At 59.5% G+C, this 25,705-nt stretch carries 29 protein-coding genes and 1 pseudogene; 19 read left to right on the top strand and 11 right to left on the bottom strand.

Features of this window, described 5'->3' with window-relative positions; genetic code table 11:
• Positions 1 to 162 precede the first annotated feature (162 nt).
• Entirely contained in the window at positions 163 to 606 is a 444-nt protein-coding gene (locus FQ755_RS24735) for a MarR family winged helix-turn-helix transcriptional regulator (protein ID WP_144157643.1), read from the top strand.
• On the opposite strand, the gene FQ755_RS24730 is transcribed toward FQ755_RS24735, so the two are convergent.
• The 4 genes from FQ755_RS24730 to FQ755_RS24715 form a co-directional block, all read right to left on the bottom strand.
• The gene (locus FQ755_RS24730; protein WP_144157642.1) at positions 603 to 1,040 is read right to left on the bottom strand and encodes a PleD family two-component system response regulator; all 438 of its coding nucleotides are present in this window, start codon (positions 1,038 to 1,040) and stop codon (positions 603 to 605) included. The two genes, FQ755_RS24735 and FQ755_RS24730, sit on opposite strands and share 4 nt — an antisense overlap.
• 70 nt (positions 1,041 to 1,110) lie before the next feature.
• Positions 1,111 to 1,479 carry a response regulator gene (locus FQ755_RS24725; RefSeq protein ID WP_144157641.1) on the bottom strand — a complete coding sequence of 123 codons (369 nt, stop codon included), beginning with the start codon at positions 1,477 to 1,479 and terminating at the stop codon, positions 1,111 to 1,113.
• Positions 1,480 to 1,511: 32 nt separating this feature from the next.
• On the bottom strand, positions 1,512 to 1,895 hold the full coding sequence (locus tag FQ755_RS24720) for a response regulator (RefSeq protein ID WP_144157913.1): 384 nt from the start codon (positions 1,893 to 1,895) through the stop codon (positions 1,512 to 1,514).
• 106 nt (positions 1,896 to 2,001) lie between these two features.
• Complete coding sequence (locus tag FQ755_RS24715) at positions 2,002 to 2,370, bottom strand: PleD family two-component system response regulator (RefSeq protein ID WP_144157640.1); 369 nt, start codon at positions 2,368 to 2,370, stop codon at positions 2,002 to 2,004.
• A gap of 199 nt (positions 2,371 to 2,569) precedes the next feature.
• Between FQ755_RS24715 and FQ755_RS24710 the strand changes: the two genes are divergently transcribed.
• Entirely contained in the window at positions 2,570 to 3,787 is a 1,218-nt protein-coding gene (locus FQ755_RS24710) for a sensor histidine kinase (RefSeq protein ID WP_144157912.1), read from the top strand.
• A gap of 104 nt (positions 3,788 to 3,891) precedes the next feature.
• On the opposite strand, the gene FQ755_RS24705 is transcribed toward FQ755_RS24710, so the two are convergent.
• The gene (locus tag FQ755_RS24705) at positions 3,892 to 4,218 is read right to left on the bottom strand and encodes a hypothetical protein (RefSeq protein WP_144157639.1); all 327 of its coding nucleotides are present in this window, start codon (positions 4,216 to 4,218) and stop codon (positions 3,892 to 3,894) included.
• 351 nt (positions 4,219 to 4,569) lie between these two features.
• On the opposite strand from FQ755_RS24705, the gene FQ755_RS24700 reads away from it, so the two are divergent.
• Entirely contained in the window at positions 4,570 to 4,962 is a 393-nt protein-coding gene (locus tag FQ755_RS24700; RefSeq protein WP_144157638.1) for a hypothetical protein, read from the top strand.
• Between the two features lie 194 nt (positions 4,963 to 5,156).
• Here the strand turns inward: FQ755_RS24700 and FQ755_RS24695 are convergent, their stop codons facing one another.
• Positions 5,157 to 5,801, bottom strand: a complete 645-nt coding sequence (locus tag FQ755_RS24695) for a hypothetical protein (RefSeq protein WP_144157637.1) — start codon at positions 5,799 to 5,801, stop codon at positions 5,157 to 5,159.
• 69 nt (positions 5,802 to 5,870) lie between these two features.
• Here FQ755_RS24695 and FQ755_RS24690 point away from each other — a divergent pair, with 69 nt between their 5' ends.
• A complete protein-coding gene (locus tag FQ755_RS24690) occupies positions 5,871 to 6,137 on the top strand; it encodes a helix-turn-helix domain-containing protein (RefSeq protein WP_144157636.1) in 267 nt (88 codons plus the stop codon).
• Between the two features lie 154 nt (positions 6,138 to 6,291).
• On the opposite strand, the gene FQ755_RS24685 is transcribed toward FQ755_RS24690, so the two are convergent.
• Entirely contained in the window at positions 6,292 to 7,548 is a 1,257-nt protein-coding gene (locus tag FQ755_RS24685; protein WP_144157635.1) for a site-specific integrase, read from the bottom strand.
• A gap of 347 nt (positions 7,549 to 7,895) precedes the next feature.
• On the opposite strand from FQ755_RS24685, the gene FQ755_RS24680 reads away from it, so the two are divergent.
• The 4 genes from FQ755_RS24680 (at position 7,896) to FQ755_RS24665 (ending at position 9,657) form a co-directional block, all read left to right on the top strand.
• A complete protein-coding gene (locus tag FQ755_RS24680; protein WP_260858850.1) occupies positions 7,896 to 8,327 on the top strand; it encodes an STM2901 family protein in 432 nt (143 codons plus the stop codon).
• Positions 8,327 to 8,671, top strand: coding sequence for a DUF1493 family protein (locus FQ755_RS24675; RefSeq protein ID WP_144157634.1), 345 nt, complete (start codon positions 8,327 to 8,329; stop codon positions 8,669 to 8,671). The genes FQ755_RS24680 and FQ755_RS24675 overlap by 1 nt, the downstream gene beginning before the upstream one ends.
• 56 nt (positions 8,672 to 8,727) lie before the next feature.
• The gene (locus FQ755_RS24670) at positions 8,728 to 9,171 is read left to right on the top strand and encodes a hypothetical protein (protein ID WP_144157633.1); all 444 of its coding nucleotides are present in this window, start codon (positions 8,728 to 8,730) and stop codon (positions 9,169 to 9,171) included.
• A 204-nt stretch (positions 9,172 to 9,375) separates the two neighbouring features.
• On the top strand, positions 9,376 to 9,657 hold the full coding sequence (locus FQ755_RS24665; RefSeq protein WP_144157632.1) for a hypothetical protein: 282 nt from the start codon (positions 9,376 to 9,378) through the stop codon (positions 9,655 to 9,657).
• Positions 9,658 to 9,660: 3 nt separating this feature from the next.
• On the opposite strand, the gene FQ755_RS24660 is transcribed toward FQ755_RS24665, so the two are convergent.
• Both FQ755_RS24660 and FQ755_RS24655 read right to left on the bottom strand, forming a co-directional pair.
• The gene (locus FQ755_RS24660; protein ID WP_144157631.1) at positions 9,661 to 9,906 is read right to left on the bottom strand and encodes a hypothetical protein; all 246 of its coding nucleotides are present in this window, start codon (positions 9,904 to 9,906) and stop codon (positions 9,661 to 9,663) included.
• Between the two features lie 971 nt (positions 9,907 to 10,877).
• Positions 10,878 to 12,494 carry a site-specific integrase gene (locus tag FQ755_RS24655; protein ID WP_144157630.1) on the bottom strand — a complete coding sequence of 539 codons (1,617 nt, stop codon included), beginning with the start codon at positions 12,492 to 12,494 and terminating at the stop codon, positions 10,878 to 10,880.
• A 293-nt stretch (positions 12,495 to 12,787) separates the two neighbouring features.
• Between FQ755_RS24655 and FQ755_RS24650 the strand changes: the two genes are divergently transcribed.
• The 10 genes from FQ755_RS24650 (at position 12,788) to FQ755_RS24605 (ending at position 24,049) form a co-directional block, all read left to right on the top strand.
• Complete coding sequence (locus FQ755_RS24650; protein WP_144157629.1) at positions 12,788 to 14,131, top strand: tyrosine-type recombinase/integrase; 1,344 nt, start codon at positions 12,788 to 12,790, stop codon at positions 14,129 to 14,131.
• Positions 14,132 to 14,463: 332 nt separating this feature from the next.
• A complete protein-coding gene (locus FQ755_RS24645; protein ID WP_144157628.1) occupies positions 14,464 to 15,324 on the top strand; it encodes a hypothetical protein in 861 nt (286 codons plus the stop codon).
• Between the two features lie 362 nt (positions 15,325 to 15,686).
• Complete coding sequence (locus tag FQ755_RS38300; protein WP_260858849.1) at positions 15,687 to 15,974, top strand: hypothetical protein; 288 nt, start codon at positions 15,687 to 15,689, stop codon at positions 15,972 to 15,974.
• Positions 15,975 to 17,099 carry a hypothetical protein gene (locus FQ755_RS24635; protein WP_144157627.1) on the top strand — a complete coding sequence of 375 codons (1,125 nt, stop codon included), beginning with the start codon at positions 15,975 to 15,977 and terminating at the stop codon, positions 17,097 to 17,099. It begins immediately after the preceding gene.
• Entirely contained in the window at positions 17,092 to 17,406 is a 315-nt protein-coding gene (locus tag FQ755_RS24630) for a hypothetical protein (protein ID WP_144157626.1), read from the top strand. The genes FQ755_RS24635 and FQ755_RS24630 overlap by 8 nt, the downstream gene beginning before the upstream one ends.
• The gene (locus FQ755_RS24625) at positions 17,403 to 19,124 is read left to right on the top strand and encodes an AAA family ATPase (RefSeq protein WP_144157625.1); all 1,722 of its coding nucleotides are present in this window, start codon (positions 17,403 to 17,405) and stop codon (positions 19,122 to 19,124) included. Before FQ755_RS24630 ends, FQ755_RS24625 begins: the two co-directional genes overlap by 4 nt.
• 391 nt (positions 19,125 to 19,515) lie before the next feature.
• The gene (locus FQ755_RS24620; protein WP_260858848.1) at positions 19,516 to 20,736 is read left to right on the top strand and encodes an inovirus Gp2 family protein; all 1,221 of its coding nucleotides are present in this window, start codon (positions 19,516 to 19,518) and stop codon (positions 20,734 to 20,736) included.
• Positions 20,737 to 20,896: 160 nt separating this feature from the next.
• Positions 20,897 to 21,175 carry a hypothetical protein gene (locus FQ755_RS24615; protein WP_144157623.1) on the top strand — a complete coding sequence of 93 codons (279 nt, stop codon included), beginning with the start codon at positions 20,897 to 20,899 and terminating at the stop codon, positions 21,173 to 21,175.
• Positions 21,176 to 21,699: 524 nt separating this feature from the next.
• Positions 21,700 to 22,152, top strand: a complete 453-nt coding sequence (locus FQ755_RS24610) for an SET domain-containing protein (protein WP_313957473.1) — start codon at positions 21,700 to 21,702, stop codon at positions 22,150 to 22,152.
• Between the two features lie 10 nt (positions 22,153 to 22,162).
• The gene (locus tag FQ755_RS24605) at positions 22,163 to 24,049 is read left to right on the top strand and encodes a hypothetical protein (RefSeq protein WP_144157622.1); all 1,887 of its coding nucleotides are present in this window, start codon (positions 22,163 to 22,165) and stop codon (positions 24,047 to 24,049) included.
• 179 nt (positions 24,050 to 24,228) lie between these two features.
• Here the strand turns inward: FQ755_RS24605 and FQ755_RS24600 are convergent, their stop codons facing one another.
• Positions 24,229 to 24,996: a hypothetical protein gene (locus FQ755_RS24600; RefSeq protein WP_144157621.1), complete on the bottom strand. Its 768-nt coding sequence runs from the start codon at positions 24,994 to 24,996 to the stop codon at positions 24,229 to 24,231.
• 59 nt (positions 24,997 to 25,055) lie between these two features.
• On the bottom strand, positions 25,056 to 25,247 hold the full coding sequence (locus FQ755_RS24595; protein ID WP_144157620.1) for a hypothetical protein: 192 nt from the start codon (positions 25,245 to 25,247) through the stop codon (positions 25,056 to 25,058).
• A 228-nt stretch (positions 25,248 to 25,475) separates the two neighbouring features.
• On the opposite strand from FQ755_RS24595, the pseudogene FQ755_RS24590 reads away from it, so the two are divergent.
• Positions 25,476 to 25,705: pseudogene (locus FQ755_RS24590) on the top strand (GNAT family N-acetyltransferase); the annotation flags it as partial.

Below are 25,705 nucleotides of genomic sequence, written 5' to 3'. Positions count from 1 at the left end.
GAGAGGGAGATTCAGGTTCGAATAAATAGTAAGCATGCTTAGTATATAGATCAGGACACCTCGCGAATACCAGGAACTGTCCGAGTGTGGCGTAGCGCCTTTGCCATGCGGGCCACGATTGCTCTGGACGCCTGTTTAGCCGGGCTTTCGTATAATCGCGCGATGAAAACCCAATTCGAAGAGCGCTTCGGCTTTCTGATTTCGGACGTCGGCCGCCTGACCGGCAAGCGTTTCGACGATCTCGCGAAGTCGAGCCTCGACCTCACCCGCGCGCAATGCCGTGTGCTGGCCTATCTGGCGCATTACGGGGACGTCAATCAGGCGCGCCTTGCGGACCTGCTGGAAGTCGCGCCGATTTCGGCGGGACGGCTATTGGATCGCATGGAAGAGGGCGGCTGGATCGAGCGCTGGAGCAATCCCGAGGACCGCCGCGAACGGCAGGTACGGATGACCGCCAAGGCGGAGCGGGCGCTCGGCAAGGCGCGCAAGGTCGGCGACGAAGTGGCGGCGGAAGGCCTCAGCGGCTTTAGCGACGAGGAGGCGAAGCAGTTGATCGCGTTGCTGCAGCGGGTGCGCGGCAACCTGAGCCGGATTGTCGACCGCTAGCCCCAGAGTTTCCACGGCACCGGTTGCCAGCGCGCGGCCGGCGGGGCGGGGACGTGAGCGCCGCGTTCAGGAGCGGGAAGACGTTGCAGGAGCAACGAATCGATCGCCGATTCGAGCGTGTCGAGTTCAACGGGCTTTTGAATAAATACATTCCATAGCACCGATTTTTCCATGGGCGGCGTCTGCCCCGAGGCCATGACGATGGGAATTTGCGCAAGGGCCGGATAGCATTTCAGGCGCTGACACAACTCCACGCCGTCGGTGCCGGGCATGTTCCAGTCGGTGACGATCAGATCGGGGATAAAGCGGCTCGCTTTCTCCAGGGCCGCGCTGCCGTTTTCCGCAACCATCACGTGATGACCGCGCTCTTCAAGCACGAGCTTGAAGAGCCAGAGTGAATCGACTTCGTCATCGACGAGCAGGATGGTGGACATGGTTCGAACGCGCTCTGGTGCTTACTTTTGTCCGCGCAACAACCATGCCGCCGGCCAGCGTGGTGGCGGGTCAGCCGGTCTGGGCAATCAGGCGCGTCAGTTGATCCGCTGAGACCGGCTTGGTCACGTGGGTGTCGAAGCCGGCCTCGGTGGCGGCTTTCCTGTCCGACTCGCGGGAATGGCCGGTCAGTGCGATCAACCGGGTATTGGCGAGCGCCGGATTGCCGCGCAGCAGGCGCGCGAGATCCATGCCGCTCATGTCCGGCATGGAGACGTCGATCAAGGCGAGATCGGGGATGAACGTCGTAACCACTGCCAGGGCATCGGCGCCGCTGTAGGCGGTGCGTACAGTGTGACCGTCCATTTCGAGCAGCATGGCGAGGGCGTCGATGGCGTCGGCCTGGTCGTCGACAAGAAGGATCTGTTTTGCTTGCGTCATTCCGTAAGAACAAATGGGGTCGATGGATACGGCTAGCGCCAGAGCTTTTGCATCAGCGCGAGCAGCGCGACGGGCGGCGAGCCTTTGCGGCAATAGCCGTCGAAGTTGTGCCGCGCCGTGCCGGTTTCGCGGACGTGGTCGTCGTCGAGGGAGGTGAACGCGACGATTCCGAGGTTGGTCGTGGGCAGATACGAACGCAAGGCCTGAGCGGTTTCAAAGCCGTCGTGTTCCGGCATCATGATGTCGAGCACGACGACGTCCGGAACCCAGTCCCTGACGCAACTCAGCGCTTCCCCGTAACCGTTGGCGGTGCGGGTTTCGACGCCCTCGTAAGATAGATAGGTGGCGAGCGCTTCGGCGGCATTGGTGTTGTCGTCGACGACCAGCACGCGCGGATGCGCGTTCAGGACGCGAATCTTGCGCGCGCTCCAGGTTTGGCAAAGGGATTGAGCTTGGGGCAATTCTGGACCGCCTTTAAAACGTTGTTCGCCATTAATTAGCAATCGGCGTGCCACGGTGAAATCAGGTCGGGGGCGGGATACTCTTGCAGAGCTGTTCGACCGTCGTCAGGAAAATCTTCATGGGAACCGGTTTTTGCAGGCAAGCATTCCATGTTTGCAGGGCTTCCGCGTAGGGCGGTGCGGCCGAGTGGATCATGATGGGCAAGTGAGCGAGGTCGGGGTGCGCCTTCAATTGGCGGCATAATTCGGCGCCGCCCATCAGCGGCATCATCCAGTCGGTGATGACGAGGTCCGGGGCGCTTTGCTTCAGAAGGTCGAGCGCCTCGAAACCGTTGCGCGCGCAACGGACGAGGTAGCCTTCGGCAAGCAGAATGGCTTGCCATGCGTCGAGGATTTCCGGGTCGTCATCCACCAGCAGAATTGAGTGCATTTGTTAATGACCCGTGCGTAAGCGTCGTTTTAGCCGTTACAGGTATGCAAAAGCCGTTCCATTGCGCGTGGTTGAGCCATAATGGCCTCGCCGCGCGGTCCATAGGGCTGGCGGTTCCATGCTGGCCCACCGTGGCGCCGCGTTCGATACGCCAGATGCTGACTCCAGTTGTAGAAACGTTACTCACCGAGTGGCTGTTATGACCGATACACCCAAAGGACCCTTGCGCGGATTTGCCGATTTCATCCGCCAGGAGCGCATTCGCCTGACCGAGCAATGGATGAAAGAGGTTTTCGGCGACGTCGACCTCGTCGAAGCCGACAAGCTCACCTATGAGCAACTGGCCGACCATCTGCCCGAAATTCTCGACGGCTTGTGCATGGCGCTCGATACCGACGATCTCGAAAGAGTCGAGCCGGCCATGGAGCGCGATGCGCGCAGCCACGGCCTCGTGCGCTGGCGTCAGGGATACCGGATCGAAGAGCTGGTGCGCGAGCTCGATCTGTTCCATCAGACGCTTGCCGGCGCGCTCGAGGCCTTCGCTTCCAATGAGGAAGGCTTCACGCGCCGTCACGAATCGCGGGCCCGGCGCCTGATTGCGGAAGCGCTGAGTTTCGTCACGCTGACCTCCATCCGCGAGGCGGTGAGCGAGCGTGACCGGAAAATCGACGAATACACCGGCAAGCTCGAACGGGCGAACCACGAGTTGACCCTCAAGCAGCGCCTCGTCAGCGATCTGCACGAATCGCGCATGCAGATCACCCGCAGCGTGGTGCATGACCTGCGCAATTTTCTGAATGCGTTTTCGGTAGCGCTGGCGCTGATCGGCCGCGCGCCGGCCAAGGCGGATATGGCGCTGACGCTCGCCAACCGGCAGGCGGCGGACATGAAGCAGCTGGTCGATCAGATGGTGGAGTATTCGGTCGTGCTGGGCGACAACACGCCGCCGACCCTGGAACCATTCGACGTGCGCACGCTGTTCGATGAACTGGTTACGACGTGCCGCCCGGCCATCGAAGCCAAGGATCTGCGTCTGAAGACGGCTTTCGATCCGACGCTTGGGATGGTGACTTCGAATCGCCTGAAGGTGAAACAGGTGGCGCTTAATCTGATGTCGAACGCCACCAAATATACCGTCACCGGCGAAGTGGAACTGGCGATGAGCAATGCGGGCGACGGCTATTGGTCGATCCGGGTCTCGGATACGGGCATCGGCATCGCCCCGTCGGATGCGGACCGGGTGTTCGACGAGTTCGAACGCGCGGCCGGCGACGACATACCGGGAACCGGGCTGGGCCTTGCGATCGTCAAGGAACTTTGCCGCGTGCTGCACGGGCAAATCCGCTTTGTGTCGCGGGAAGGGCGCGGCACGACGTTTGAGATTCGCTTTCCGCTTGAGCTGGGGGTGGTGGGGTAGGGCTGTCTGGGCGGCCCGGCTTTATCTGTCTTTGTTTGCTTTTATCTGCGGCAGTTGGGGTAATTCGTGGCGTGCTTCGTGCCGTTCCAGCCGTGTCTGTTGATTTACTGTTTAGGCGACGTGGTCGAGTCGTAGGGCTGGACAAGTTCCGAGCAGGCGAAATCGCTGGCTGCTGAACCCGTTTTCGTATCCACGCGGTGGGTTTCGCGGCAGGTGACGACGTTCGCGTCTTTTTGCAGGTAGTAGACGGTTGTGGTCGGGCTGGGGCTCGGGCCGTCCGCCGGGGGCGTGTGGTCCACCGTGACAAGGCGGTAGCCGCTTTGGACCAAGGTTGCGAAGGTGGTCGAGTCGTCTTTCCATTGCTGGTTCGGCGCGGCGTGCGCGGATATCGTGGCAAGCGAGAGGAGGGCAGCGGCGGTGAGATTCTTCATTTTTGGGTTTCTTCACTCGGAATGGGTATACGGTCGGGACAGGTGAGGTGGGGGGAAGGTTCATTTTGATGAGGGGCGCCCGGCTGTGTAATCGCGCCCAGAACGAAAAAGCCCGCGACTCGATGGAGTGCGGGCTTTTTCTTAATGCTGGTGGCGAATCAGGGATACGCAGGGTGCGCACATAAGTCCCTGATCCAGCGACGATTTATATGGAATGGTAAACCGTGCCGCGTTCCGGAGACGCGGCGGTTGCCTGTTTCCCATACTAAGGCTGAGCCGCAGGTTACCACGGTTCCGGGGGAGATTTATCAGCGATAATCGTTCCTTATTTCGTGATTCCACGGGGGAACGATGAATGCACCCGATCGCCTACGGCTTGTTCTTAGGTCTTCCACGAACGACGATCCGTTTGTGGGTGAAGGTAGCCAATACGCACGCGACATCAAGACATTTCTAACCGCTGCTGAACAGCAGGGTGGGGAACTTGTGCGACCGCGGTTGACGATGGATAGCGTGCAAATCCAGACGGTCGTGGAGTTTGCAAAGGTCGTTGGACCGATTGTTGGCCCGGTTGTCGCTGCGGCGGTTACGACCTGGCTGCAAGGGCGTGCGGGGCGAAAAATTCGATTAAAAGTGGGGGACGTGGAAATCGAGGCGAGCACTCCGGAGGACTTCGAGCGGTTGTTGTCCGAGGCCCGTGCACTCAAAGCGACGCAGACACCAGAGTCGGACGCGCACGATTGACCAGTTGCTTGATGGGTGATCCGTGATGAACCGAACCTCGCTGTGTGGGGTTCAGCTTGTTATGGCTCATCTCGCCGGATTGACGCCAGTTCCCGAGTCTTCCATACAACCAGCGCCCTTTTGCATCGGCAGGTTCGCGATCGCGGTGATCGGACTGGCACCGATCTGCCGCAATCGCGACTGCCCGTATGGGGTTACTTCCACGAGGTCGGAAGTGCCCGCTGCACCTGCGTCGCCAGCGAACTCGCCATGGGTTCGGTCAGGCCACCGCCTAACCAATGCTCGATGCCCCGTGCTTGCACCACCACCTGCCATGAGCGGGCGGCCAGACCTGCATTGACTCCACCGCTACTGCCCACACCAGCGTAAGTCCGACCGCCGGCGACGCCCGTGTGCACCACGATCTCGCTGACCTTCGGTGATGTCAGATACATCTTTTCGATGTCGGCCAGTGCCAGGACCTTCCCGGGCGTGCCATTTTCAACAAACGTGATTCCCGAAGGGCCGACGATGAACTGCGTAAAGCGTCGCCCCCTGTTCCAGGAAGCGCCTTTCATCGCCCAGAGTAGGAAGAGCAGAACAAGCACCGTCGCCACCACCCCGAGCGTTGGATTAACGGCGGCAAAAGCGATGAACAACGCGATTACAAGACCGAACAGGGTGATTTTCCGAAACCACCCGAGGGCGGACAGAGGGCGCACGGTGAACTTCACAGTTTGCTCGTCCAGCTTTTCAACGTCATACAGGGATTTGGCCACGTTTTCCTCTTCGATTTTCCGGATCTGTTGTTGCCGTTTGAACGGGGCACAGCACCAGCTATGCCGGCTGGGATCATACATCGAAAGGAAACTATATACCGTGGATTCTTATCCCGTGGAGCTTTGTCCCTAGAGGAGGAAACATGGGGTATGGCGACTTCTTCTAATCCGGTCAAGACGAAAACTAGGGTGCCGGCCCTTGTGGTGTTTGGTGAAGCCGTGCGCCGCAGGCGCAAGGACAAAGGGTTTTCGCAAGAGGCTTTTGGTGATGTTTGCGGTATTGACCGCAGTTACATGGGGGGTATCGAGCGAGGTGAACATAATGTCGCACTGGTGAATATCCTTAAAATCATTCACGCCTTAGACATCAAACCTTCTGATTTTTTTCGAGATATGGATGATTTGCCGACTGAGTAACCGCCTAGGCTCGCCCTTGGTCGACATGGGCTGGGCGACGCCATGGCTCTGCCCAGCCCATGCTCGAGCGTGGAGGGCCGGTTCGACGCGTCAAGGACGAGCCCTCCGGGGCCGCTGCGCGGCTCCTTGACCCGCCGCTCCGACCCGGGGTAAATCAACGCTGCCCCGGCGGTTTAGGCCCGCGTGGAATCGTCAGCACGGGCTTCGGGACCAGGAGCGACAGCGACCCAGGTTTTGGTATCCGTGGGACGACCGCCTGAGTTGGCGCATGAACCTGCCGGACGGCGGCCCTCTGGGTCGTCGCCCGGGCCTGTCTGGCGGCGGCCTTCTGGCCGTAGGTTACCGGCGCACTCTTCACGCTGCGATCCGCCTTGGCTCCGAATTTTCGGCCGCCCCGGGCGTGTGACGCGCGCCCGTAACTCATGAGGCTTTTCGTGCTCGTGTGTCCCATGAAGGTCGCGGCACGCTGCGCCGTGTCCGGGCGGGCCGCCATCTGCTTTTTCAGTTCGCTGGCGACGGCGTGCCGAAACGAGTAACAGGACAGGCCCGATGCTTTCAGCCCCCTGTTCAAACTCCGGTGGTCGGCGTCCGTGGTCTTGACCACGAACGCCCCGCCGCGTTCCTGGGCCGTCTGCGCGAGGCCCCGGGCGGAGGTGTTGTCGACCGGCACCACCAACTGCCGCACCGCCTGTCCGCGCTGCTCGTTGACCTTTGCGCCTTTGATCGTAGCGGTGATGAAGAGGTGGCCGTTCGCTGGGTTCGTCGCGACCGATACCGCAACGCCCCGCAGCAGCTCCGACGGGCGAATCCCGAACAGCGCCAGCAACGCCAGCTGCTCAGCGTGCCGTTCTGCCAGTTTCGTGCCGTGTTGCCCGGTCGTGAGCAGCGCCGCCACCGCCAGGGACGGCGGCGGCGGGCGCGTGTCGCGCTTCGACTTCGACACCACCACCTCTCCCGCATCCCGCATCGCCTGCGCCTTGTGTTTCCACGTCAGGCGGTCCGGTTGCAGGAACTGCACGTCCATCTCCGCCGCCAGCTTCCACGCTTCGACGGTCAACCGTTGTGCCTGCCCGATGTGCTCAGCCCGGCGCGCGCGCTCCGCCTGACGGCGAAGCGCGCGCACGTCGGCCTCCATGCAGTAACGGGAGGCCGTGCGCAGCAGGTCGTGGTGGTTGCGGGTGGTCGCCTTTTCCAGCGCTGTCAGGCCGTCGGCGCGTAGTCGGTCATACTCCCGCCGGTATTTTGCCGCCGTTGCTGTCGATACGTTGCGCTCTGGGCAGTCCGCCAGTATGTTTTTCGTCTGCTGGTCGGCGTGAAGCGTCCATGGCTTGGTGCTGTGCTCCGCATCCCGACGTGCTGCGGCTTCGCGTTCACGCAGAACATGCGTGAACGCGTGCTCACAGCCTGCCACAGGGGTGTCAGTCTGTGAGCCGCCCGAACCGCTCTCGCGTTTCGGGCTCGGCTCTACGCTCCCGCTTCGAGCCGGTGCGTGTTTGCTCTCGCAACCACGCAAGGGACCTCCGCTTTCGCTACGGTCCCGGTCGAGTCCAAACTTTGTTTGGCCTCTCCCCTCATTGTCGGACGGTCCATGACCGTCCGACAATGACAAAAGCATACGGGTTTTGCGGGGTGGCATATACAGGTCCTGCCGATCGGGGGCTACCTATCCAGGATGGCAGGTTCTGGCGGGTCCGCAACCCACCTCAGAGGCGCCGGGCGCCTGCTAGAATGGCCGCTCGTCTTTTTCGTATGAACAAAATGGCGAACACCTACTGGTATTCGGGCCACCGGGACCTCTCACCCGTCGAGTTGTTCTTTTTCATCGCCGCGCAAGAAACCTGCGAGCAGCTGGGAATCGATGACATCGAGGGCGTGATCTTGGTTCTGTCGGGCTGGCCGATGTTGCCAACGCGCGGAAAGTTTGCCGGGGCCACCAAAGGAACGTCTGTCGCCTCCGTCATGTCCCGCTCGCTGTTCCGTTTTGAGTTCCGACGGCGACTGCTCCCAACGCTGACGCTGGCCAGCATCAAATCCCTCCGCATTATTCTGACCCGCAAGCTGAGCGTGTTCATCGGTCGAGCCGTGCCGGGGCTGGGGTGGGTGCTGCTCTCCCGTGATGCGTTCATGATCGTCTACCACACGGTTCTCAAATACAACCGTCTGGTCAAGCCCGAGGACCGGGTGTTCTGATGGAAAACGTATCGTGGGAAGCCATCGAGGCCTTCGTCCGGGCCGAGGTCGGGCTAAGTCCTTCGAAACTGTTGACCCGTGACACACGGTTATGGGAAGACCTCGGCCAGACCGGTGACGAGGCGAACGATTTCATAGAACGTTTTTTTGAACGGTTTCAAATCGATCCGGGCGATTTCGATTTTCACCGCTACTTTCTGATGGAAGGGGAAGGCGGGTTGTATTCCCTGTTCCAGCGCTGGGTTCTGCGAAAATCCCAAACCCGACAACGAGAACCGATAACACTTGGCATGCTCCATCGGGCAGCCCTTGACGGGAAATGGGGTTCTTCTGCCCTATTGTGAACGAGCAATAGAGTTCGAAACAAAAACCAATTTAAACGGATACCCGGAGGTTTTCAATGTCAGCGATCGCAACCTCGGCCCTCACGATTTTCGGAAGTGTGATTGTCTATGTCGTCGGGCAGCTTGTTTCGAAGATTCTCATCGAACCGGTGCACGAACTGAAGAAGTCCGTCGGTGAGGTCAGGTTCAATTTGGCGTTCCACGCAGCAGCAATACGCACGCCGGCGGCAAGGAGCGAGGAGTGGTCCCAGAAGGCGCATGAAGCATTATTGCGAAGCTCCTGTGACCTTCTTGCCCGCGTAGAAATGATACCGTGCTCGTGCTACCCATTCCTGTCTAGAGTTTTTAGCTTGCACCCACGGGAATCTATCAAGGTTGCCGCTACGAAACTCCGGGGTCTTTCCACCTACGTCTATGGCACTCAGTCTACGTCGGGCGATGCAGTTGACAAACTTGTGACGGAAATTGAGTGCCGCCTCGGCTTGGAGCCGTTGAAGTAACTTGGATAGCGATCAGACTTGTGACGGGCAAGGAAGAAACAGTTCGGCGGAGACGTCAATGTCCACACGCGGGTGCTTGGCGTCGAAAATGCCGTCTAACTCTATTTGAATGCCTTGCCGAGGATGGGGGGTTTATGTCCTTGATTAAACAGAAAACTCCGTGTCAAACAATATTGTCAGTTCACACCTATAAAAAGGAAACGTATGACCGAAACTATCGACATCGAGGTCCCATGCGTCGCGGACTTGCCGCCAGGATACACGGCCGATTGCGTAATATCAGTTCCGGTGGACGATCAGAATCAGATCATCCTCCCCGTGAAGGCCACCGTGAAATACTTCAGAGTTTTCAAGATAGGGGATTCCTCGCCGTTGGCGACGGACATCTCGCTTTTTGTCGCTTTGACAAAGGCTGAAGCTCATATTCTCAAAGCGACCGAAACGAAGGCTGGCGCGGGCTGGAAACCGCCCGGCGGTCGGCTTTAAAGGTCAGGCCTGCTCGGGCGTGTCCTGTGAGTTACCAATGTCGGCTCCCACCGGATAGTTGTGCAGGTAGTCCCAGCACTTCATCGCTGGTGCGTTCTTCCAGCGTTCATGCGCTACCTGGACGGCCTCATCGGCGATCATGCGCGCTGCGATGGGCTCGACCCGGTGCAAGGCGGCGATGTAGGCGTAAAACCACAGATCCTTGATGGTTAGGCGGTCGGCGTCGTTTTGCGAGGCATAGGGGCGCATGGCGGAGCTCCGGGGATGGTCGCCCATCCAAACAGATCCGCGCGAAAACGCAAGCCCCAGACGTGCCACGGCCCCCTGTTGACAGGGGGCCGTGGCTTTCGTAGTGTGGGGTTGCGGTTCCGCGATGTTGCTGCATCGGGAACTGGATCGTGTAGTGTGCGCTACGACAACCCACTTCGGCCCCGCGGAACCATCCTACCGCACCCAGGCCACAGGTCAAGTTTCCGCCCACATGGTCCAGTCCCCAGCGCGCCGACAGAGGAGCAGCCGGAGGTTCGAACAAGTGCGCGCCGGGGTAACCAACCCCCAGCGTCGACTGGTCAGCGAAAGCGACCGGGAGTCGACAACCTTGAACCATGCGCCCAGCGCATGATCCGTCCCGCAACACTTCGTCCCGCGTAAGGCTCCGGGTATGGCTCAAACTGGCCCGGATCGTGTGCCTCGACGGCTCGGTGTTGAATGGGTGAGACGCGATGAGCGGGAAAGCGCCTGGCGACGGTCAGGACACGGTGCACAGCGTCAACGGAAAGACGCCCCTGTCATGGGGGTGGACAGACCCGGCACCGGGGGCGCTGCGCGCCTTGAACTGTCCGCAAGTGAGCAGCGCAGCGCTCTCACTCCCGGCGTAGTGCCCGCCGTCTTCGGACAGGTTCGGGCCAAGCGGGCAAAGTCATCCCATGCAAGCGCCCCCACCCGGGCCCGTGCAGGGATAAGACTTTCCCGGCTTGGCCCGGTCGGGATCGACCGGGGCTTGCCGGGTCCAGGGGAAGCAAAACCGTACCATTCCCCCTGTTGGGCCAACATGTTCGGGCACAGGCCGGAGGCTCACCGCAGGTTACAGGCCGTAGGCACCCGAAGGGCTACCGGCCACCATCTTAGGGCACAGTAAAACCCATCGCATTGCCGGCAGGCGCGCGACAGCGCGCGGTAGAGCCCTGAGCAGGAAAAGCGGGCGCGCGCCGCCCCATCGCTCATTTTCGGACCGTGCGCTCCGTTCCCAGGGCCACGGCGACGAACCGGGCGAGGCGCTCCGGCAGTTCGACGGCAAGGCCCACCGTGTCCAGTTCGTCAAAACGGGCCTTGTCGAGTGTCTGGGTTGCCAGAAACTCATCCTCAAACTGGCCGGCATACACGCCGTCGTGCACGTCACGCGGGGCGTGACCGACGAGCTCCATTCGGGCGTCCTTTGCGACACCGGCGGCCTTCATCCGACGGATCAGCGTGGTGCGGAACGACGGAAAAGCCTTCCGCCTGTCGTCCTTGATGCCCAGCTCCACCAGGTAGGCCGCGAACCGCCGGGACGGGTTTTTGGTGTGTTTGCCCTTTGCGTCGCGCGGCAGGTGCGGGAACAGCCGGACTGCCCCCCTCTCCCGCAACTCTTCTGCGTAGGCGATCAGGCCAAGCATGACCAGATCGAGGTGCAGCGGGGCAGAGCGGACGCTCGCCACCGTTTTGACGCGGGTTTCGGTTTCGCTGTCCCCCGTATGGTCCGGCTGGATGTCCAGGAACCAGCGGTCGCCAGCCCGTCGCAGGTCTTTCAAACGGGCTTGGGCCAGCTCGTTCATGCGTGCGCCGGTGTAAAGCCCCAGCAGAGGCAGGAAGAAGTCTTCCGGCGTCTGGGCAAACCTGAGGAACCGTTCGGGCTCGAACATCGTCCGCAGCTCGTCCGGTGAAAACGGCAGGTAACCCCGGCCGGCATTGATCTTCGTGCGCTGGGACTTCGAGAGCTTGACCTGTGCCGCTGCCGGGTTCGGACCCGTGAGCAGCCCAGCCTCCCGCGTCCACTCGAAGAAGCCGTTCAGCACCCGTTGCTGCTGCTTGCGGGTCTGGACGCTCATGACCCCCGTCGGGCGCTCGTTCCGGGTCTGGGCTGCGGCCACGAACGTGCGGGCGTCCTGATTGCCGAACTCCTTCTTCCTCCGTTTTTCGTAGTTGGTGGGCAGCCATTGCAAAAAGTCGAAATAGCCCCGAACGAAATCCCAGTCGCAAAACCCGATGGGCGTGGCACCGTCGGCCCAGCGCATGAACACCGCCAGTGCGTTCGTGTAGTCCTTTGTGCTGGCGGGCGAGATCTCCCCCGCCTTGCTGTCCAGGTATAACCGCACGCACTGGTCGAGCGGCTTCGAGAGACCTGCCCGGCGGATGGCGGCCAGTTCCGCCGCCTCAGTTGCAGCCGCCGCCGTTTCTTCCGGCGTCGCCGTCGATGGCGATGCGGGGAGCGTGCCGAAGGCCGAAATCAGGCCTTTCAGGGCCTCCTGATCGCGTTGCAACGTCTCCGGTGTGGTGCTGTCCAGTTCGACGCGCTCTGCCTTGAATCCGCCGACGTGAAGACCATGGATCGTCAGTTGCTGGATGTCGTCCGGTGTAAGGGTAAGCAGGTCGGCCAAGCTCGGTTTTTTCAACATGGCGAAACGGGCATTGAGCAGGTATGCGAACAGTTTAGCCTGCTCGGGGTCGCGGGTGCGCAGCGACCGCCACACCTCTTTTTTGCCGGCAACAGCGGCGAGGTGAGGGGGCAGCACGATGCGGAAATGAAAGACGCCGTAGGGCGTGCGACGTAGCCGGGAGGCGAGGTAGGGCGTCAGCATGTGGCGAACTCCTGATGGAGACGCACCCTGAGGTGTTTGCCACGCGTCGGAATGAAAAAAGGCCTTGCAAAGCAAGGCCTTTTTAAATCTGGTGGCGAATCAGGGATTCGAACCCCGGACCTGCGGATTATGATTCCGAAAGAGTCGGCGTACCTTTGTGTGGATCGGTTTCCGTGTAGGCGTTGGGAGCCCTGAATTATAAGGCTTTGTAGATGTTTCACGCAAATTCGATGTTGACTAAGATGGACAAGTTTCCCTAGGATATGCCTACATGGTGCCTACATGAGGAATCGATGGCAAAGCAGAACTTGACGGCGGCACGGGTGGAAAGTCTTCAATGTGAGCCTGGCAAGCAGCAAAGCATTTTTTGGGATGCAAAGACCCCCGGGTTTGGACTGCGCATAACCGAAGCAGGGGCGCGTGCTTATATATTCGAGTCGCGCCTATTCGGTAAGACGATCCGGGTGACTATCGGAGATGCCCGCGTATGGGAGCTTGGTAAGGCCCGTACCGAAGCCAGCCGCCTCAAGACCCTGATCGATGACGGTAAGGACCCGCGCGAGGTCAAAGCCGAGCAGCGCGCCGCTCATGAAGCGAGGCGGGCAGAGGTGCGCCGGCAGGATGTGGCGGTTGAAGATGCTTGGAAGACATATTTGATTGCTCGCAAGCCGAAATGGTCGGAGCGACATTATCAGGACCATATCCGCTTGGCCGAGGCGGGCGGGCGTCCAACGAAGCGTGGAAAGGCACAGATTGTTGCTGGACCGTTGGCCGTTCTTATGCCATTGCCTCTGTCGTCGTTGAGTCGCGAGCGAGTTGACTCATGGCTCGAGTTGGAAACGCAGCAACGGCCAGCTCGAGCACGTTTAGCGTTTGCTCTGTTGCGGGCATTTATCACCTGGTGCGAAGATCAAAGCGAATACGCTGGCTTGGCGGCACTGGAGATCTGCTCGAACCGAGGAATACGCGAGCACTTGATGAAACCGCAAACCAAGGTTGACTGCTTGCAACGCGAACAGCTATCGCCGTGGTTCGCGGCAGCGCGTTGCATATCCAACCCAGTGATCTCAGCTTACCTGCAGGGACTTTTAATTACGGGCGCTCGTCGGGAGGAATTGGCTTCGCTGCGTTGGGATGATGTCGATTTCCGCTGGCGCAGCCTTACCATGAATGACAAGGTTGAGGGGACAGGGGGTCGCACTATTCCGCTCACGCCTTATCTGGCAAGTTTGCTGCTCAATCTTAAGCGACTGAACGAGATTCCGCCGAATAAGCGGCAGGCGGTGCGGCTCGCAGAAAAGGGTGAGCACTGGTCGCCTTCGCCCTGGGTGTTTGCGAGCAAGACGGCCGCGGACGGTAAGATCGCCGAGCCGCGGATCGCGCATAACCAGGCGCTTGTCGCCGGGGACTTGCCTCATGTCACTCTGCACGGATTGCGCCGCTCGTTCGGCACGTTGTCGGAATGGGTTGAATGTCCGGTGGGAGTCGTGGCACAGATTCAGGGGCACAAGCCGTCCGCGATCGCCGAGAAGCACTATCGTCGACGTCCGCTCGACTTGCTGCGCATGTGGCACGACAAGATCGAGGCGTGGATGCTAGAACACGCCGGAATCTCCTCCGAGGCATTGTCGACATAGTCCGTACAGTACTCGCAAACGTCAACCATAGGGCTGTCGTCACGAGCCGATACATCCATATTGCGCTGCGCCGGTCGGATCGACCTTTCCAGCACGGCGGTGTCGCCAAATCATCGCCGATGACGCCGTTCTTTTGCTCGACATTCGATTGGCATGCCCACGTCCCTGCAAAGTGCACAAGCGCGCGATAAAATCCGTCGTTCGGGGCGATCGGCCTTACCGGATTGTCGTCGCGCAGCAGGGGCTAGCGATTACGACTGGTCGCGGTGGGGGCATTCTGTGTCTCGACCATTTCATCGAAATACATCGAAAACATTCATTCAAATACAACTATGGCGACCACGGTAATTCTCCCAGGATCAGAGACGATCGATTTCAATCTGAAGGTGGAAAACGCGGCAAAGTACTACTACAGCTTCGAGACATGGACTCCAATCATGGGGGCTTTACTCATGTCGGGAATTGTTCCGACTGACTACTGGACCAATGCTCTCGATGACTCTGAACATTCGGAAAAACCTGCGTCGTTCTGGGTGAAGCAATTCGACAAGCTGCTTCATGGTCTTTGGAAAATAGACGAAGCAGGCGAGGAAAGCATCCCAGAGCACAATCAGCGGCATTTGCGCGGACTTGACGGCGAAATGCTGGTGACGACCGGCTCAGCGCGCTTTCTGGATGCACGAAGGGTGCTTAGACACTGGGATAACGAATGCGAGGATGAGGCAAAGTACGAGCTGGCCCTCGAGCCGTTTACTTTCCTGGCATGGCTTGAAGAGCTTTGCCGGAATGAGGAAATCCGTTTCTTTGATCGGGTCTGGCTCGATGTTTTTCTGAAGCTGAATGGACTTGAATCGAACAGGACTATCCTGCCGACTAGCGTCGTGGAGTCGTTTCAAAAGCTGACCGACATTGGAGACGAAGGCCGTTGGCATCCGTTGGATTCGGACATCGTCGCGGCGCAACGTGAAGCCGTTTCCGAACACAAGGACCGTTACGCGATCGAGGTCATCTTTCCCCGGGTGATCCGCATTTTGCTCGATCGAGACGCGATTGACAGATCGAACAAGGAGTACGTGCCCGGCAAGACTCTGCCTGTCAAGATGGAAGACGGAAGCTTGTATATCCTCAAGCGGGATTCATTGCGCGTGCAACTGAACAGGCTAAAGGCAAAACACTTCGCGCCGCCGCAGTAGGCTGCGACACCAGCATCGTTTCTGGCGGATGGGGGCAGATCGAAATCTGCCCCCAATTGCATTTGCCAAGCTGTTATCGCATGGCATCCCGAAGATTGTCCGCATCACTGGGCGCATTCCGGGCAAGGCGCGAGCCTCCCCCACCCCATTGCTTTTCTCCCTGCCACCCCTTTCAGGGTCGATAGCGCACGACCGCGTACATTCGCGTACATCGAGGCGACTCGGGCGAACAAACTCCATAAATTCCGTTATGCGCTGAACGTTGTGGAGTTGCAGCGGTTGACGGTCCTCGACGTTGACCGCTGCAACTCCACATAGCGCGAAACCACACTTCGCTATTTCGCTCATATATGGAGAGCTTCATGAACAGCAACGCAGGCAACACGGCGACAGGTGCCGTACAGCAGTATCAGACCGTGGCAAATTCAGCAGTCGGGCCAGACCATACGCAACGGGCACGTTCCCCCCGCAATGGCCCGCTTACCACTGATGCCATGGCTGCAGCGGTGGGCGTCCTGGCTCAGTCGGTCCGTAAGCGCTATTCGGAGACGGGTACGTACTTCGGGCTGAAGCCCATCAAACTGCCCAACCGCCGGCTGATGTGGGACGCACAGGCCGTCGAGAAGTTTCTGCGTGGCGAGGCTATCTAAATGGCCGCGCGTATCCTACCGTTTTTCAATCGCGCGCCGCTGGCCGTTAAACAGGGCGACGATGCAGGCGACCGCCGTGCGCCGTTCCCCCCCGTGAAACGCAATTCGATGCAAGTCGCGAAGGTCACTCTGGCGGGCACCGCAACGGCGACGTCGCTCGGCATAGCGGCGCTCTCGGGTCTGGAGCGTGGCGCTACGTTCGCGGAACGGCTCGCGTGCACGGCTCTTCCGGTCGTGGCTGTTGCCGGCCTGCATCTGTTGCCTGCGCTGAGTCGGGGGCAGTCGTTTTCGGTGCGTGGCCTGGTGGTTGTCCTTTGCACGGCGGGTCTGGCGGTCACGCTTAGCAGCCAGATCTCGTTCTTCCAGCTTGCGCAGCAGCATGCGGGCGCGCGCCGGGCTGAGAGTGTGCCAGATGCTGTGCATGTACCGCTGGCCGACATGACGGTGCGCAGCCTGACTGGCATCGCCCAGGATCAGGCGAGCGCGCGCAAGACACTGGCTCTCATAGACAACCATCGCTGCAGCGGCAATTGCACCAGCGAGCATTTGCGTCGCGCCACGCTCACTGCGACGCTCGATGCGCTCGCGATCGAATCTGACGAGGCAAAGCGGCGCGAAGCGGCCGAAGATCGTCAGGCCGCACAGGTCGACCGGACGCAGCAACAGCGTGACGCGATGCGTGACGACCCAGTAATGGTGCAACTAGCGGACCTGACGGGACTGAGCAAAACGAGCGTGAGCCTGCTCCTCGACCTCGTGTATGCGGGCGTGCTCGACGGCATTGGCGTCCTTGGCTGGTACCTGGTGATGCCCGTGCGTCGTCTCGGCGGTGATGCCGTGAACGCCGCTGTTGTCGCTTCCAGTAGCGGCCTTGAGCGTGAGCACGTTAATGCTGATGAAGCCGCGGACGCCGACAGCCGTATTACGCGCTGCTCCTCACCGATCGGGATCGACACCCAGCTCATGCTGCTGAGGCGCGACGTCTCGGAAGGCAAGGTGCAGGCCACTGTGGCAGGCATCCGGAACCACCTTGGTTGCGCGCAGGCAACGGCCGCTCAACTTCGCCGCGAACTGCTGGCGCTGCGGGTTGTACCCAATCAAAACAATGGAGGCCGCAATGCGTGACGAACCATTTTTCGAGGCATTTGGTGACATCGGGGACATCTTTGCCGATCAGGCCGCTACGCGTGATCGCGAAAAAGCTAATGCAGTCGAGATCGCTCAACCGTTTTACTGCCCTGCAGCATTTCTTGCGCTGCCATTCTGGAGTACCAGCGAGGCTGCCGATTACCTGCGTCGAAAGCCGAAGACGCTCCGCACCGCCTATGCGACAACGGGAGCGTTCCTGGGAGTCGCGCCGAAGAAAGTCGGCCGTCGCTTGCTGTGGCCGGCCGTGAAAATTCGCGCTCTCGTCGAAGGGGAGGCAGCATGAACATGCACTTCCAAGGCGTAACCGCAATGAATTCGGGCCATTCGTCACCGAGCGCGATTCCATCTGGCCATCTTAAGGCGGCCAGCGGAAACTCTGGCGGTGGTGGAAATGGCGTCGAACTTGTGCCCGCTAGCGAAATCCCAATGCTGCCGATCCTCTGGCTGTGGAAGTTCTGGCTCGCGCGCGGCAAGTTTCATATCCTCGCGGGACCGCCAGCGACGGGCAAGACCACGCTTGCAATTGCCGTTGGTGCGGCCTTTACGATCGGCGGCACCTTGCCGGACGGAACGATGGCCCCAGTTGGGACTATCGTTATCTGGACATGCGAGGATAGCGTGGAAGATACGGTCATGCCGCGCCTTGCCGCAGCCGGTGCTGATCTACGTCGTGTACTGGTGCTGTACGGCGGGAAGGAGCGCGGGGGCCGTAATCGTACGTTCGACTTCGAGACCGACCTGCCGGGACTGGAAGCAGCCGTAACCCACCGTGGCGACGTTGTGCTTATCATCATCGATTCGATCGCCCATGCCATTCCGGCGTCCAACAACAATAGCCGCGTGCGCAAGGCGCTTGACCCTTTGGTTGCACTTGCTGAACGTACCAGTTGCGCGATTCTTGGTCTGACGCACGTAAACAAAGGCTCGAAAAAGAAAGACCCCCTCGATCGCATCAATGGCAGCGTGGCGATCGGCGCGTTGTCGCGCATCGCGTGGGTAGTTGCGCGAGATGAGAGTGGAGGCGAGGACGGCACGCCCCGCAGTGTGCTCGTGCGGGCAAAGTCTAACCTCGGTCCGGTCGAGGGTGGTTTTGCCTACCATATTGATTCTGTCGATGTTCTGATCACCCAAGGTTGCGTCGCGCATAGCTCGAAGGTCACTTGGGATGGCCCGCTTGCGGGCTCGCCGCGGGAGATTCTGGGTGATGCCGAGGGCGCCACCGCGACCGGCCGCGAGGACCGCAAGCAGGAGGCAACTGCATTCCTGGCGAGCTTGCTTGCGGGCGGTCCTAAGCCAGTCGAAGAAATTGGCCAGATGGCTCGTGATGCAGGTCTGTCATGGGCCACGGTGCGCCGGGCGTCAGCGGAAATGGGGATGAGCAAGTTCCGGCCGATCGGCATGCATCACTGGTGCTGGGCGCTGGATAACCGTCTTGCGGCCCAATTCAGCCAGCCAGGCCAATCGAATGGCTTTAGCCCGATGGATATGCCAAGTGGGCTGCCATTCATGTCCAACCCGTTGTACGCGCAAAGTTCGCCCGGCGGATACCCGTCTCCGCAGATGCCGCACATGGGGTATCAGCCGGCGATGCAGGCACAGTACCCGACGCCGCAAAACGGTGAGCAACTTGAGCAGGTTGAGCAGCTTGAACAGGCTGGGCAACTTGAACAGGTAGACGCGTGCACAGGCCTCGCCGGTGTGCCGCCGCCTGAATCGACGGCGGGTGAAATGAGCGTGGGCAGTCGTTATAGCGAACCGGAGCAGCCGCAGGCGGGAGGAGGTGTGGTTGCGGCAGTTCTCGGATATGCACTCACTGAAGCTAACCGCGAGCTTCTGCGTCGTCCACTCACTGTGGATGACGACGTGGCGTCTTATCTGACCGACGTCGTTGACGTCGCGGTTGGCTCATATAGAGATCAATTAAGCCGATCGGAACAGAGCCAGTTGTGGGATGCACTATGGGCGGCGCTTTTACCCGACATTGCGGGCAAGCGCCAGTAAACGACCAGGGCGGGCGCATGCCCGTCTTCGAACTAGGGGCGGGCAGGGTCGTTTTCGTCGGTGGATTCGCTATCTGCACAGCGCCAGCGGCATCTCCCCCGCCCACTGGCGCATTACTTAAATTGAGCTTCCACTCGGCGGAATTTTTGTATGCCATCGGGCAAAAATGTCGGGACAACTCCTAATTATTATGTGGTGAATAATGCTTCATTTTCCCCAATTTTCTTGATCTCGTGTGCTCGAAATGCGTGCGTTTGAAACGATCTTGAATTTAGGTAATTAGTGAGATCATTGGCTTTGTTTGTTGGATGGTAAAATCATTACCTCTGCGGTATGGCCTAATTCATCACAAAGGAAAGTTTAAAATCGTGTAAATAAGATAAGGTTAATTGTGATTTATTTAAACCGAAAAAATAAGCTGGACATCCTGGACCAAACACTTCAGCAGCTTGCCCAGCAAGAAAACGTATGCTTTGGTCACAGAACCCAAGAGGACCGAGCCTGGAAGGCAGGTGACTACGGCTGGCTGTTCAAGCGGTTGATTAAGTTCATGGACGCGGTGCTGTACTCGAAATTGATGCCGTTCAATGTCGAGCAAAACGGCAAGCGCAAGAAGGTGACGGAAGCATCGCATCTGGCGAGCTTCTATCGTCAGTGTCATCAGTTCATGGATCTGTACTGGAAAGGACATGCCTACAGTCCCGATCTTGAACTGTTCTTCGAGTGTTTTCGCAAACATCCTAAAATTGGATATTGCCTGTTTCAAGGGGTGAGATGGAATCTGGAAGACGGATTGTGCGAAGCGGAGGTGTTCAATGGTTTCGTGTCGTTTCTACGACGTGAGGCGATAGCCGGTAACGTCAAAAAGAAAATGGTTGACTGGAAGGCTGTATTGAAAGATGAGAAAAAGTCGATCCGAAAATACATTGCGGAATTAGCCAGGAAGTACTCGAAGATGTTGGCTATACGGGTCGACATGGGCTATCTGACGGTAGCGCCGAATGAAGACGCAGCCTTTGTGCGTACGGCGTGGGAAATTGGCGATGCGAACGCCTGGACCGCGCCGCAAGATGTGGAGCGCGAGCGAGCGAAGCTGGCTGAAAACAGAGCTCGAATCGATGTCGAAGCTGCGTTGAGAGACCGCGCGAAGTTCTTCAATAACCCGTACGGCGTCGACAAGGATCTATTCGAGCACATGATCGGATATATCGTGAAGCTCGAGCGCTCTGACGATGGTCCGCATCACTTTCACTGCATCTTCTTCTTCGACGGCCAGAAGGTGCAGAGCACCAAGTATTGGGTCAAGCGTATCGAACGCTACTGGAAGAAAATTACCCAGAACCGTGGATACGTTCACAACTGCCACATCAATCCGAAGAAGGATGAGCTTGAGAAGCAAGGTCGATGGGCGGTGGGCCGCATCGACGGAAACAGCCGTGTGCAAGTCGGCAAGCTCGCTCGGTACGCGGTGTGGTATTTCACAAAAGACGGTCAGCGCGTGAGGGTAAAGCCCAGGTTGAAGTCACGGCTGTTGACGATGGGTAGGCTCAAGAAGAAGCGTCTGGGTGGTCCTGGACGACCGCGAAAGACGGTGAGTGCGGCCGAGGAGTAGTAGGAATAGCATCGTAGACCGCAATCTACTCAAGTTTCCTGCGAATCGTGTCGTTTACCGACGTGTACTTGGTAATTGCCCAATTGATGTTCACGTAATTCGTGACGGCGGCCCGGGTGATTCAGATGCGCGATATCGTCAATGTTCAAGGAGACTCAAGATGTCGAAGAAGGGAAACGGTGCCGCCGAAGTGGCTGGCGCGGTGGTCGGTGGCAGCGTCGGTACAGCGGCAGGTGCTGGCGGTGCTGTAGCGGCGGTATCGGCTCTTGGAACCGTCGGCCTAAGCGGGGCTGGTATGACCTCCGGCTTGGCTGCGATTGGCAGCGTGGTAGGCGGTGGTATGACGGCTGGTCTTGCCATTACGGCGGCGGCGCCAGTAGCGGCGGCGGCTGGCTTGGGCTACGCGGGGTACAAACTGGTGCAGTGGCTACGCTCGTAGCACGCCTCCGCGGGCTGCGGAAGCCGGTCGTTGCGAGGAGCACTCAAGTTCTATGTGTGATCGCCGTTAAAGGCGACATGACCAAATTCTTCGATCAAGGAATTGCCGCGAACATCGGGCATGTCGCCACGCTTGAGTTCGCTGATCTTGGCGCTCAGCTTCACGCGGAAATCGAATCCTTAACGCGGTGCGTAAAGCCCAGAGCCGTCCGTTTCTCGAGGAAGAGGGGGAGCGGGACGGGGCCAAATTCGCCGAGCTGATGGATGAGTTCGGCGAAGAACGTTTCGATCCGGATCTGGTTGCCTAGGTTCGCGGCGGATAGTCCATTGTCGCGAGGATTTGCTCCTGTGAATATCGCTTCGATGGGGTGCGTTATCCGGCATGCTCCGATGGCCGAACCGGCAATGCATCTGACGGCGGTAGTGCATTACGGCCGGTGACGACGGGCGTTACCAGGAAAGTTTCCGGTACAACGATTCAATGAGACGTGTGAGTGTCAGGCGTTCGCCAGTACATGGAAGGGTGTGTTCGCACTGCGCGCGATTCGCGAAGGCGAACAGATTCTGGAATACACGGATGAAGTGATGAGCTGGAGCCGGGCGGCGCGCCGTTATCGCCGAAGCGACGAGACCGGCCACACCTTTTTGTTCGGGCTTGGCGATGGGCGTGTGATCGACGGAGGCAGCGGAGGCAATAGCACGAGATGGCTGAACCACGCGTGTGACGCGAACTGCATCGCCGTGGAGATCGAGGGTCGCGTCTTCATTGAAGTGGCGCGCGACATTGCCATTGGCGACGAATTGTTCATCGACTACGAACTGATGATCGACGGACCACGGACTGGCGAAATCGAGCAGGAGTACGCGTGCCGGTGCGGCTCAGGTCGATGTCGCAGGACCATGCTTGCTACCGCTACGCGCTCTCCCGGACCCTGCGCCCTTGTACCGGGGGCGACCTGGGTGACATGGATCGAGTGACTGAGAGGCTATGATGGACGAGTGGGCGGACGACGAACAGCACGATAGTCAACAGGCACCGGAGAACTACGTGTCTGCGCGGGACGCGATAGACGCCATTTTGCGTTTTGACTTCGCCAGGCAGGTATTGGGGTTTGCGCCCGAACTGCCACTGAATGCGCCCGCCGCGGCACGCGCGATGGTTGAAGGTCTCGATGCCCTGTCGTTTGACGGTAGCACACTTCTCCGGCTGGACGGTTTGATAGGGGAGCTGTTCGAACACGACACGCGGGAAACCATACGGGGCGTGTTACAGAAGTGGGCAGACGCGCACTGGCCAACGATTGTCGGGCAGCTACATGAGGAAGCGCTCAATCGGTTCTGTGGACACAACTTCTCGTTCGCCCCTGATTCATTCAGCGCTTTTATCGAACGCTGGAGCCGACTGCGCAGCGACGCCGGTCTGCTAGATCTGTTGTTGCAGGCATTGATGCAGGGGGCCTGTGCGCCCGACGCAGGCGTTTCTCGCCTGCGTGTCCTGTCGGCCGGCTGCGATGGGGCGAAGCAGGCCTTGGCGGCTATCATGGGCCGCAAGACAATGGCGGGGCGCGAACCCTTCCAGAAGCGGGATGAATTCGCGCAACTGTTGGCGGCATGGGCCGGCGAAAGTCTCTGGGGCCAGTTGCAGCATTTACTGTGGCGGGTCGATACAGCGAGTGAGGAAGGGCCAGCATTGCCTGATCCGCTGCCCGAGAACGTTGCACGGGTGGCAACCCTATTGAAAGAGTTCGGCCTTCTGCCCGTTGGGGAGCCAGACTACGACCTCGAGCAACTCTCTCCAGAGACGCGGGCATCCTGGCGCCGCGAGCTGAAGGCTGTCATCGGCGATGACGCGGTGCTTCGTGAGGCGACGACTGAGGCGTTGCTCTGGTTCGGCCCGAAATGGTGCGACCGTGCCGTAGTGTTTGCTGTACTGGAGCTTCATGACGGGGCGCTGGAGCAGGCACTGCAGGCGTTTGACGCGCACCCGGATCAGCTCGTGCGCCGCCGTGCGCGGGCCGTGATCGATATGGTTCGTCTGGAGCCAGACGTGACCGAACTGGTCGCGTCGCGACAACGGGCGGCGCGAACAGAAGTGTCCCCCGCGGTGGGTCAGATTGAGTCGGCTAGCACTTGGATCGGCGACGCCCGTATCGAACGGCTGATCAAGGCGACGCTCGATGAGGCAGCGGGAGGCGCGGCTACGGCGATTGTCAAGACGCTCGGTAGTGGTGAAGAAACCCACGTGGTCGTGCTGTTCGAGCGGTTGCGCGCGGCATTCGCCTCGATCACGGATCGACTGGCGGCGCTTGCGCTTGAGACGCACGCCAACGAGCGACTCAGTCTGAAGCTCGAGCATCGCATAGTAGGCAAACACGAAGAGGGGGGAGCGGGTGTCGGCACGAAGCGGTTTTCCGCCGATATCTGCCTGCTTTTCGAGGCGCGGGATAAAGGACGGCGCTTCGCACGCAGGACATCGTTGCTGCAGGCCAAGCGCCTTTACCGGGGCAAGGGCAGTTCCGCAGTCGACTACTATCCCTTCAAGACAGACCAGCTCGAGGATCTGGGCGCGCAGACGATGGCTGGCTTCCTGCTCCTTCTTGGCCCGACTTGCGACGGGGTGACGATGCCGGTGATCCCCGCGCGGCTAATGCTTGATCTCGTCGAGCGTGGTGAGCCTGCCAGCCAGATCGCTCCCGCACAGGCATCGCGTCTGGGCAAAGGTATTGGCACCTGGCTGGTGGATGACGTCATTGGCCTGTGGACCGGCGACGGGGACGAAAAGCTCATCGAGCGTGCAGAGGGTGGCCCGGATCGTGAGCCTTACATCCTCGTCGAGCTGATCGTTGAGCGGATCCACAAGGGACCGGACGGCTAGATGTTCAGATCCGGACATCGCGCGCGCCATTGACTCGTGCCCGCATGCAGATGCGAAAATCAACAAGACGCGATATTGATTCAAAAGCGTGGGCGTATTCAAGCGATGCGGATTTCCTGAGCGCTGGCTTGCGGATCAATCGCTTCGACTCGAGTCCCTGTAGTGGTATTCCGCGTTCGTCAGATTGTGGTGATGCTGTTCGTTTCAGTGCTCTTTTTCTGATCTGCCGCCCACTTTATTAACCAGGCAGTACGCTCTAGTTTGGTGCTATGGGGGCTCGTCAGCCAGGCAATGCCGTAAAAGCACGCGGCAACCCCGACGACGCCCCAGCGTACCGGCATTGGGCCGACATTCCGGAGTGCGTTGAATACCTGCGGGGCGCTCGTCACGGCTGCGATGACAAACGGAACGATGCCGATCTTTTCCACCGGACCGGCAAGTCCGTGGCGGCGGCGATCGAAAGCTTCCTTTTGCCATGCCAGGTGTTCGGCGACGTACTCGAGATCCGCCTGATCGAAGCTGGCGAGCCTGCTCAAAAATGGTTCGAATACGGTCATTTCACGTTCTGCGAGCCCGAGCGCGAACGAGGCCCGGCCGGACCATGTGCTCCAGAGAGATGCCGCCTGTGAGACGAGCAAGGCCATGAGAGATAAGGCCGAGAGCAACTGCGCCAGAACGCCGAGGCCGAAGGCGATAGTTGGGGATACTTCGATGAGCTTGATGTAGCGCGACAACAGGGCGAGGACTATCAGCAAAAGAATACAGCCGACGCCCCCCGCGAGGAGTGCGCTGGAAGCTTTTCCGGACACACGTTCTACATGCCCCGTGTCCGGCTTCGGGCGCTTAACCCGCATGATCTCCCCGGCGATTGCAAGAATGGGTTTGAGTCGCTTGGGGCACGTGGTGCCGCGAAGTATCGCCTTGTCTCGTTTGTTTATTCGATTCATGGCTGGTGACTTTCAGGAAATTATCTGTCTTTCGTGTTGCCAGGCGACACGCCTTCTCGTCAGAGAACCCGCAGATAGCGGATTTTCCCGATCTGGGGCGAACGCATCAGGATCAACTCGGCAATGTACTCGGGGAGCAGTGCGCGTGGCATGTTGGCCGGTATGTCGTCTACGAGTTGTGACGGTACGCGGGCGACAAAGTCGCCCGGTGTATCTTTCAGGCTGTACTCGTAACTGACGCGGTAATCCATAACTACCTCAGACTAGCGAACGATTCCCTCCGCGCTGGATTCTATCAGCGGGTCAAGGGGATCCGTGACAGCCGGACGCTAACAGCTCTCGGGTCGTTTGCGCGTGTCGCGGGCTTGGCGCACCGCCGAGGCTTATGAAGCAAGGCGCATGCACAAGTACGACGGCCTATGCTGTATTCTGGTCGACTTGCCGCGTCCGGCAATCTATTTTCCCATTCGCCTTTGTCCATGACTATTGCCTTCGAATCACCCGATCAACCTGACGTGATCACCCTCATTGCCGATCTGGATGCCTATCAGGACACCTTGTATCCGCCCGAGAGCCGTCACGCCTTGGACCTGGCGTCGTTGAAGCAACTCAATGTCTTGTTTGCTGTTGCGCGGGACCGTGAGGGCCAAGCGATTGGCTGTGGGGCAATAGTCCTCAACCGTGAGTTCGGTGAAGTCAAACGCATGTA

The sequence above is a fragment of the Paraburkholderia sp. BCC1885 genome (genome assembly GCF_900996235.1).
GTDB lineage: Bacteria > Pseudomonadota > Gammaproteobacteria > Burkholderiales > Burkholderiaceae > Paraburkholderia.
The sequence above is the reverse complement of the archived record's forward strand: the minus strand, read 5'-3'. Positions and strand labels throughout refer to the sequence as shown.

Excerpts from the sequence above, each read along its gene's own strand:
- FQ755_RS24735 (WP_144157643.1), top strand. The coding sequence starts at position 163 with ATGAAAACCCAATTCGAAGAGCGCTTCGGCTTTCTGATTTCGGACGTC.
- FQ755_RS24730 (WP_144157642.1), bottom strand. The coding sequence starts at position 1,040 with ATGTCCACCATCCTGCTCGTCGATGACGAAGTCGATTCACTCTGGCTC.
- FQ755_RS24725 (WP_144157641.1), bottom strand. The coding sequence starts at position 1,479 with ATGACGCAAGCAAAACAGATCCTTCTTGTCGACGACCAGGCCGACGCC.
- FQ755_RS24715 (WP_144157640.1), bottom strand. The coding sequence starts at position 2,370 with ATGCACTCAATTCTGCTGGTGGATGACGACCCGGAAATCCTCGACGCA.
- FQ755_RS24710 (WP_144157912.1), top strand. The coding sequence starts at position 2,570 with ATGACCGATACACCCAAAGGACCCTTGCGCGGATTTGCCGATTTCATC.
- FQ755_RS24705 (WP_144157639.1), bottom strand. The coding sequence starts at position 4,218 with ATGAAGAATCTCACCGCCGCTGCCCTCCTCTCGCTTGCCACGATATCC.
- FQ755_RS24700 (WP_144157638.1), top strand. The coding sequence starts at position 4,570 with ATGAATGCACCCGATCGCCTACGGCTTGTTCTTAGGTCTTCCACGAAC.
- FQ755_RS24695 (WP_144157637.1), bottom strand. The coding sequence starts at position 5,801 with ATGTATGATCCCAGCCGGCATAGCTGGTGCTGTGCCCCGTTCAAACGG.
- FQ755_RS24690 (WP_144157636.1), top strand. The coding sequence starts at position 5,871 with ATGGCGACTTCTTCTAATCCGGTCAAGACGAAAACTAGGGTGCCGGCC.
- FQ755_RS24680 (WP_260858850.1), top strand. The coding sequence starts at position 7,896 with ATGGCGAACACCTACTGGTATTCGGGCCACCGGGACCTCTCACCCGTC.
- FQ755_RS24675 (WP_144157634.1), top strand. The coding sequence starts at position 8,327 with ATGGAAAACGTATCGTGGGAAGCCATCGAGGCCTTCGTCCGGGCCGAG.
- FQ755_RS24670 (WP_144157633.1), top strand. The coding sequence starts at position 8,728 with ATGTCAGCGATCGCAACCTCGGCCCTCACGATTTTCGGAAGTGTGATT.
- FQ755_RS24665 (WP_144157632.1), top strand. The coding sequence starts at position 9,376 with ATGACCGAAACTATCGACATCGAGGTCCCATGCGTCGCGGACTTGCCG.
- FQ755_RS24660 (WP_144157631.1), bottom strand. The coding sequence starts at position 9,906 with ATGCGCCCCTATGCCTCGCAAAACGACGCCGACCGCCTAACCATCAAG.
- FQ755_RS24655 (WP_144157630.1), bottom strand. The coding sequence starts at position 12,494 with ATGCTGACGCCCTACCTCGCCTCCCGGCTACGTCGCACGCCCTACGGC.
- FQ755_RS24650 (WP_144157629.1), top strand. The coding sequence starts at position 12,788 with ATGGCAAAGCAGAACTTGACGGCGGCACGGGTGGAAAGTCTTCAATGT.
- FQ755_RS24645 (WP_144157628.1), top strand. The coding sequence starts at position 14,464 with ATGGCGACCACGGTAATTCTCCCAGGATCAGAGACGATCGATTTCAAT.
- FQ755_RS38300 (WP_260858849.1), top strand. The coding sequence starts at position 15,687 with ATGAACAGCAACGCAGGCAACACGGCGACAGGTGCCGTACAGCAGTAT.
- FQ755_RS24635 (WP_144157627.1), top strand. The coding sequence starts at position 15,975 with ATGGCCGCGCGTATCCTACCGTTTTTCAATCGCGCGCCGCTGGCCGTT.
- FQ755_RS24630 (WP_144157626.1), top strand. The coding sequence starts at position 17,092 with ATGCGTGACGAACCATTTTTCGAGGCATTTGGTGACATCGGGGACATC.
- FQ755_RS24625 (WP_144157625.1), top strand. The coding sequence starts at position 17,403 with ATGAACATGCACTTCCAAGGCGTAACCGCAATGAATTCGGGCCATTCG.
- FQ755_RS24615 (WP_144157623.1), top strand. The coding sequence starts at position 20,897 with ATGTCGAAGAAGGGAAACGGTGCCGCCGAAGTGGCTGGCGCGGTGGTC.
- FQ755_RS24605 (WP_144157622.1), top strand. The coding sequence starts at position 22,163 with ATGATGGACGAGTGGGCGGACGACGAACAGCACGATAGTCAACAGGCA.
- FQ755_RS24600 (WP_144157621.1), bottom strand. The coding sequence starts at position 24,996 with ATGAATCGAATAAACAAACGAGACAAGGCGATACTTCGCGGCACCACG.
- FQ755_RS24595 (WP_144157620.1), bottom strand. The coding sequence starts at position 25,247 with ATGGATTACCGCGTCAGTTACGAGTACAGCCTGAAAGATACACCGGGC.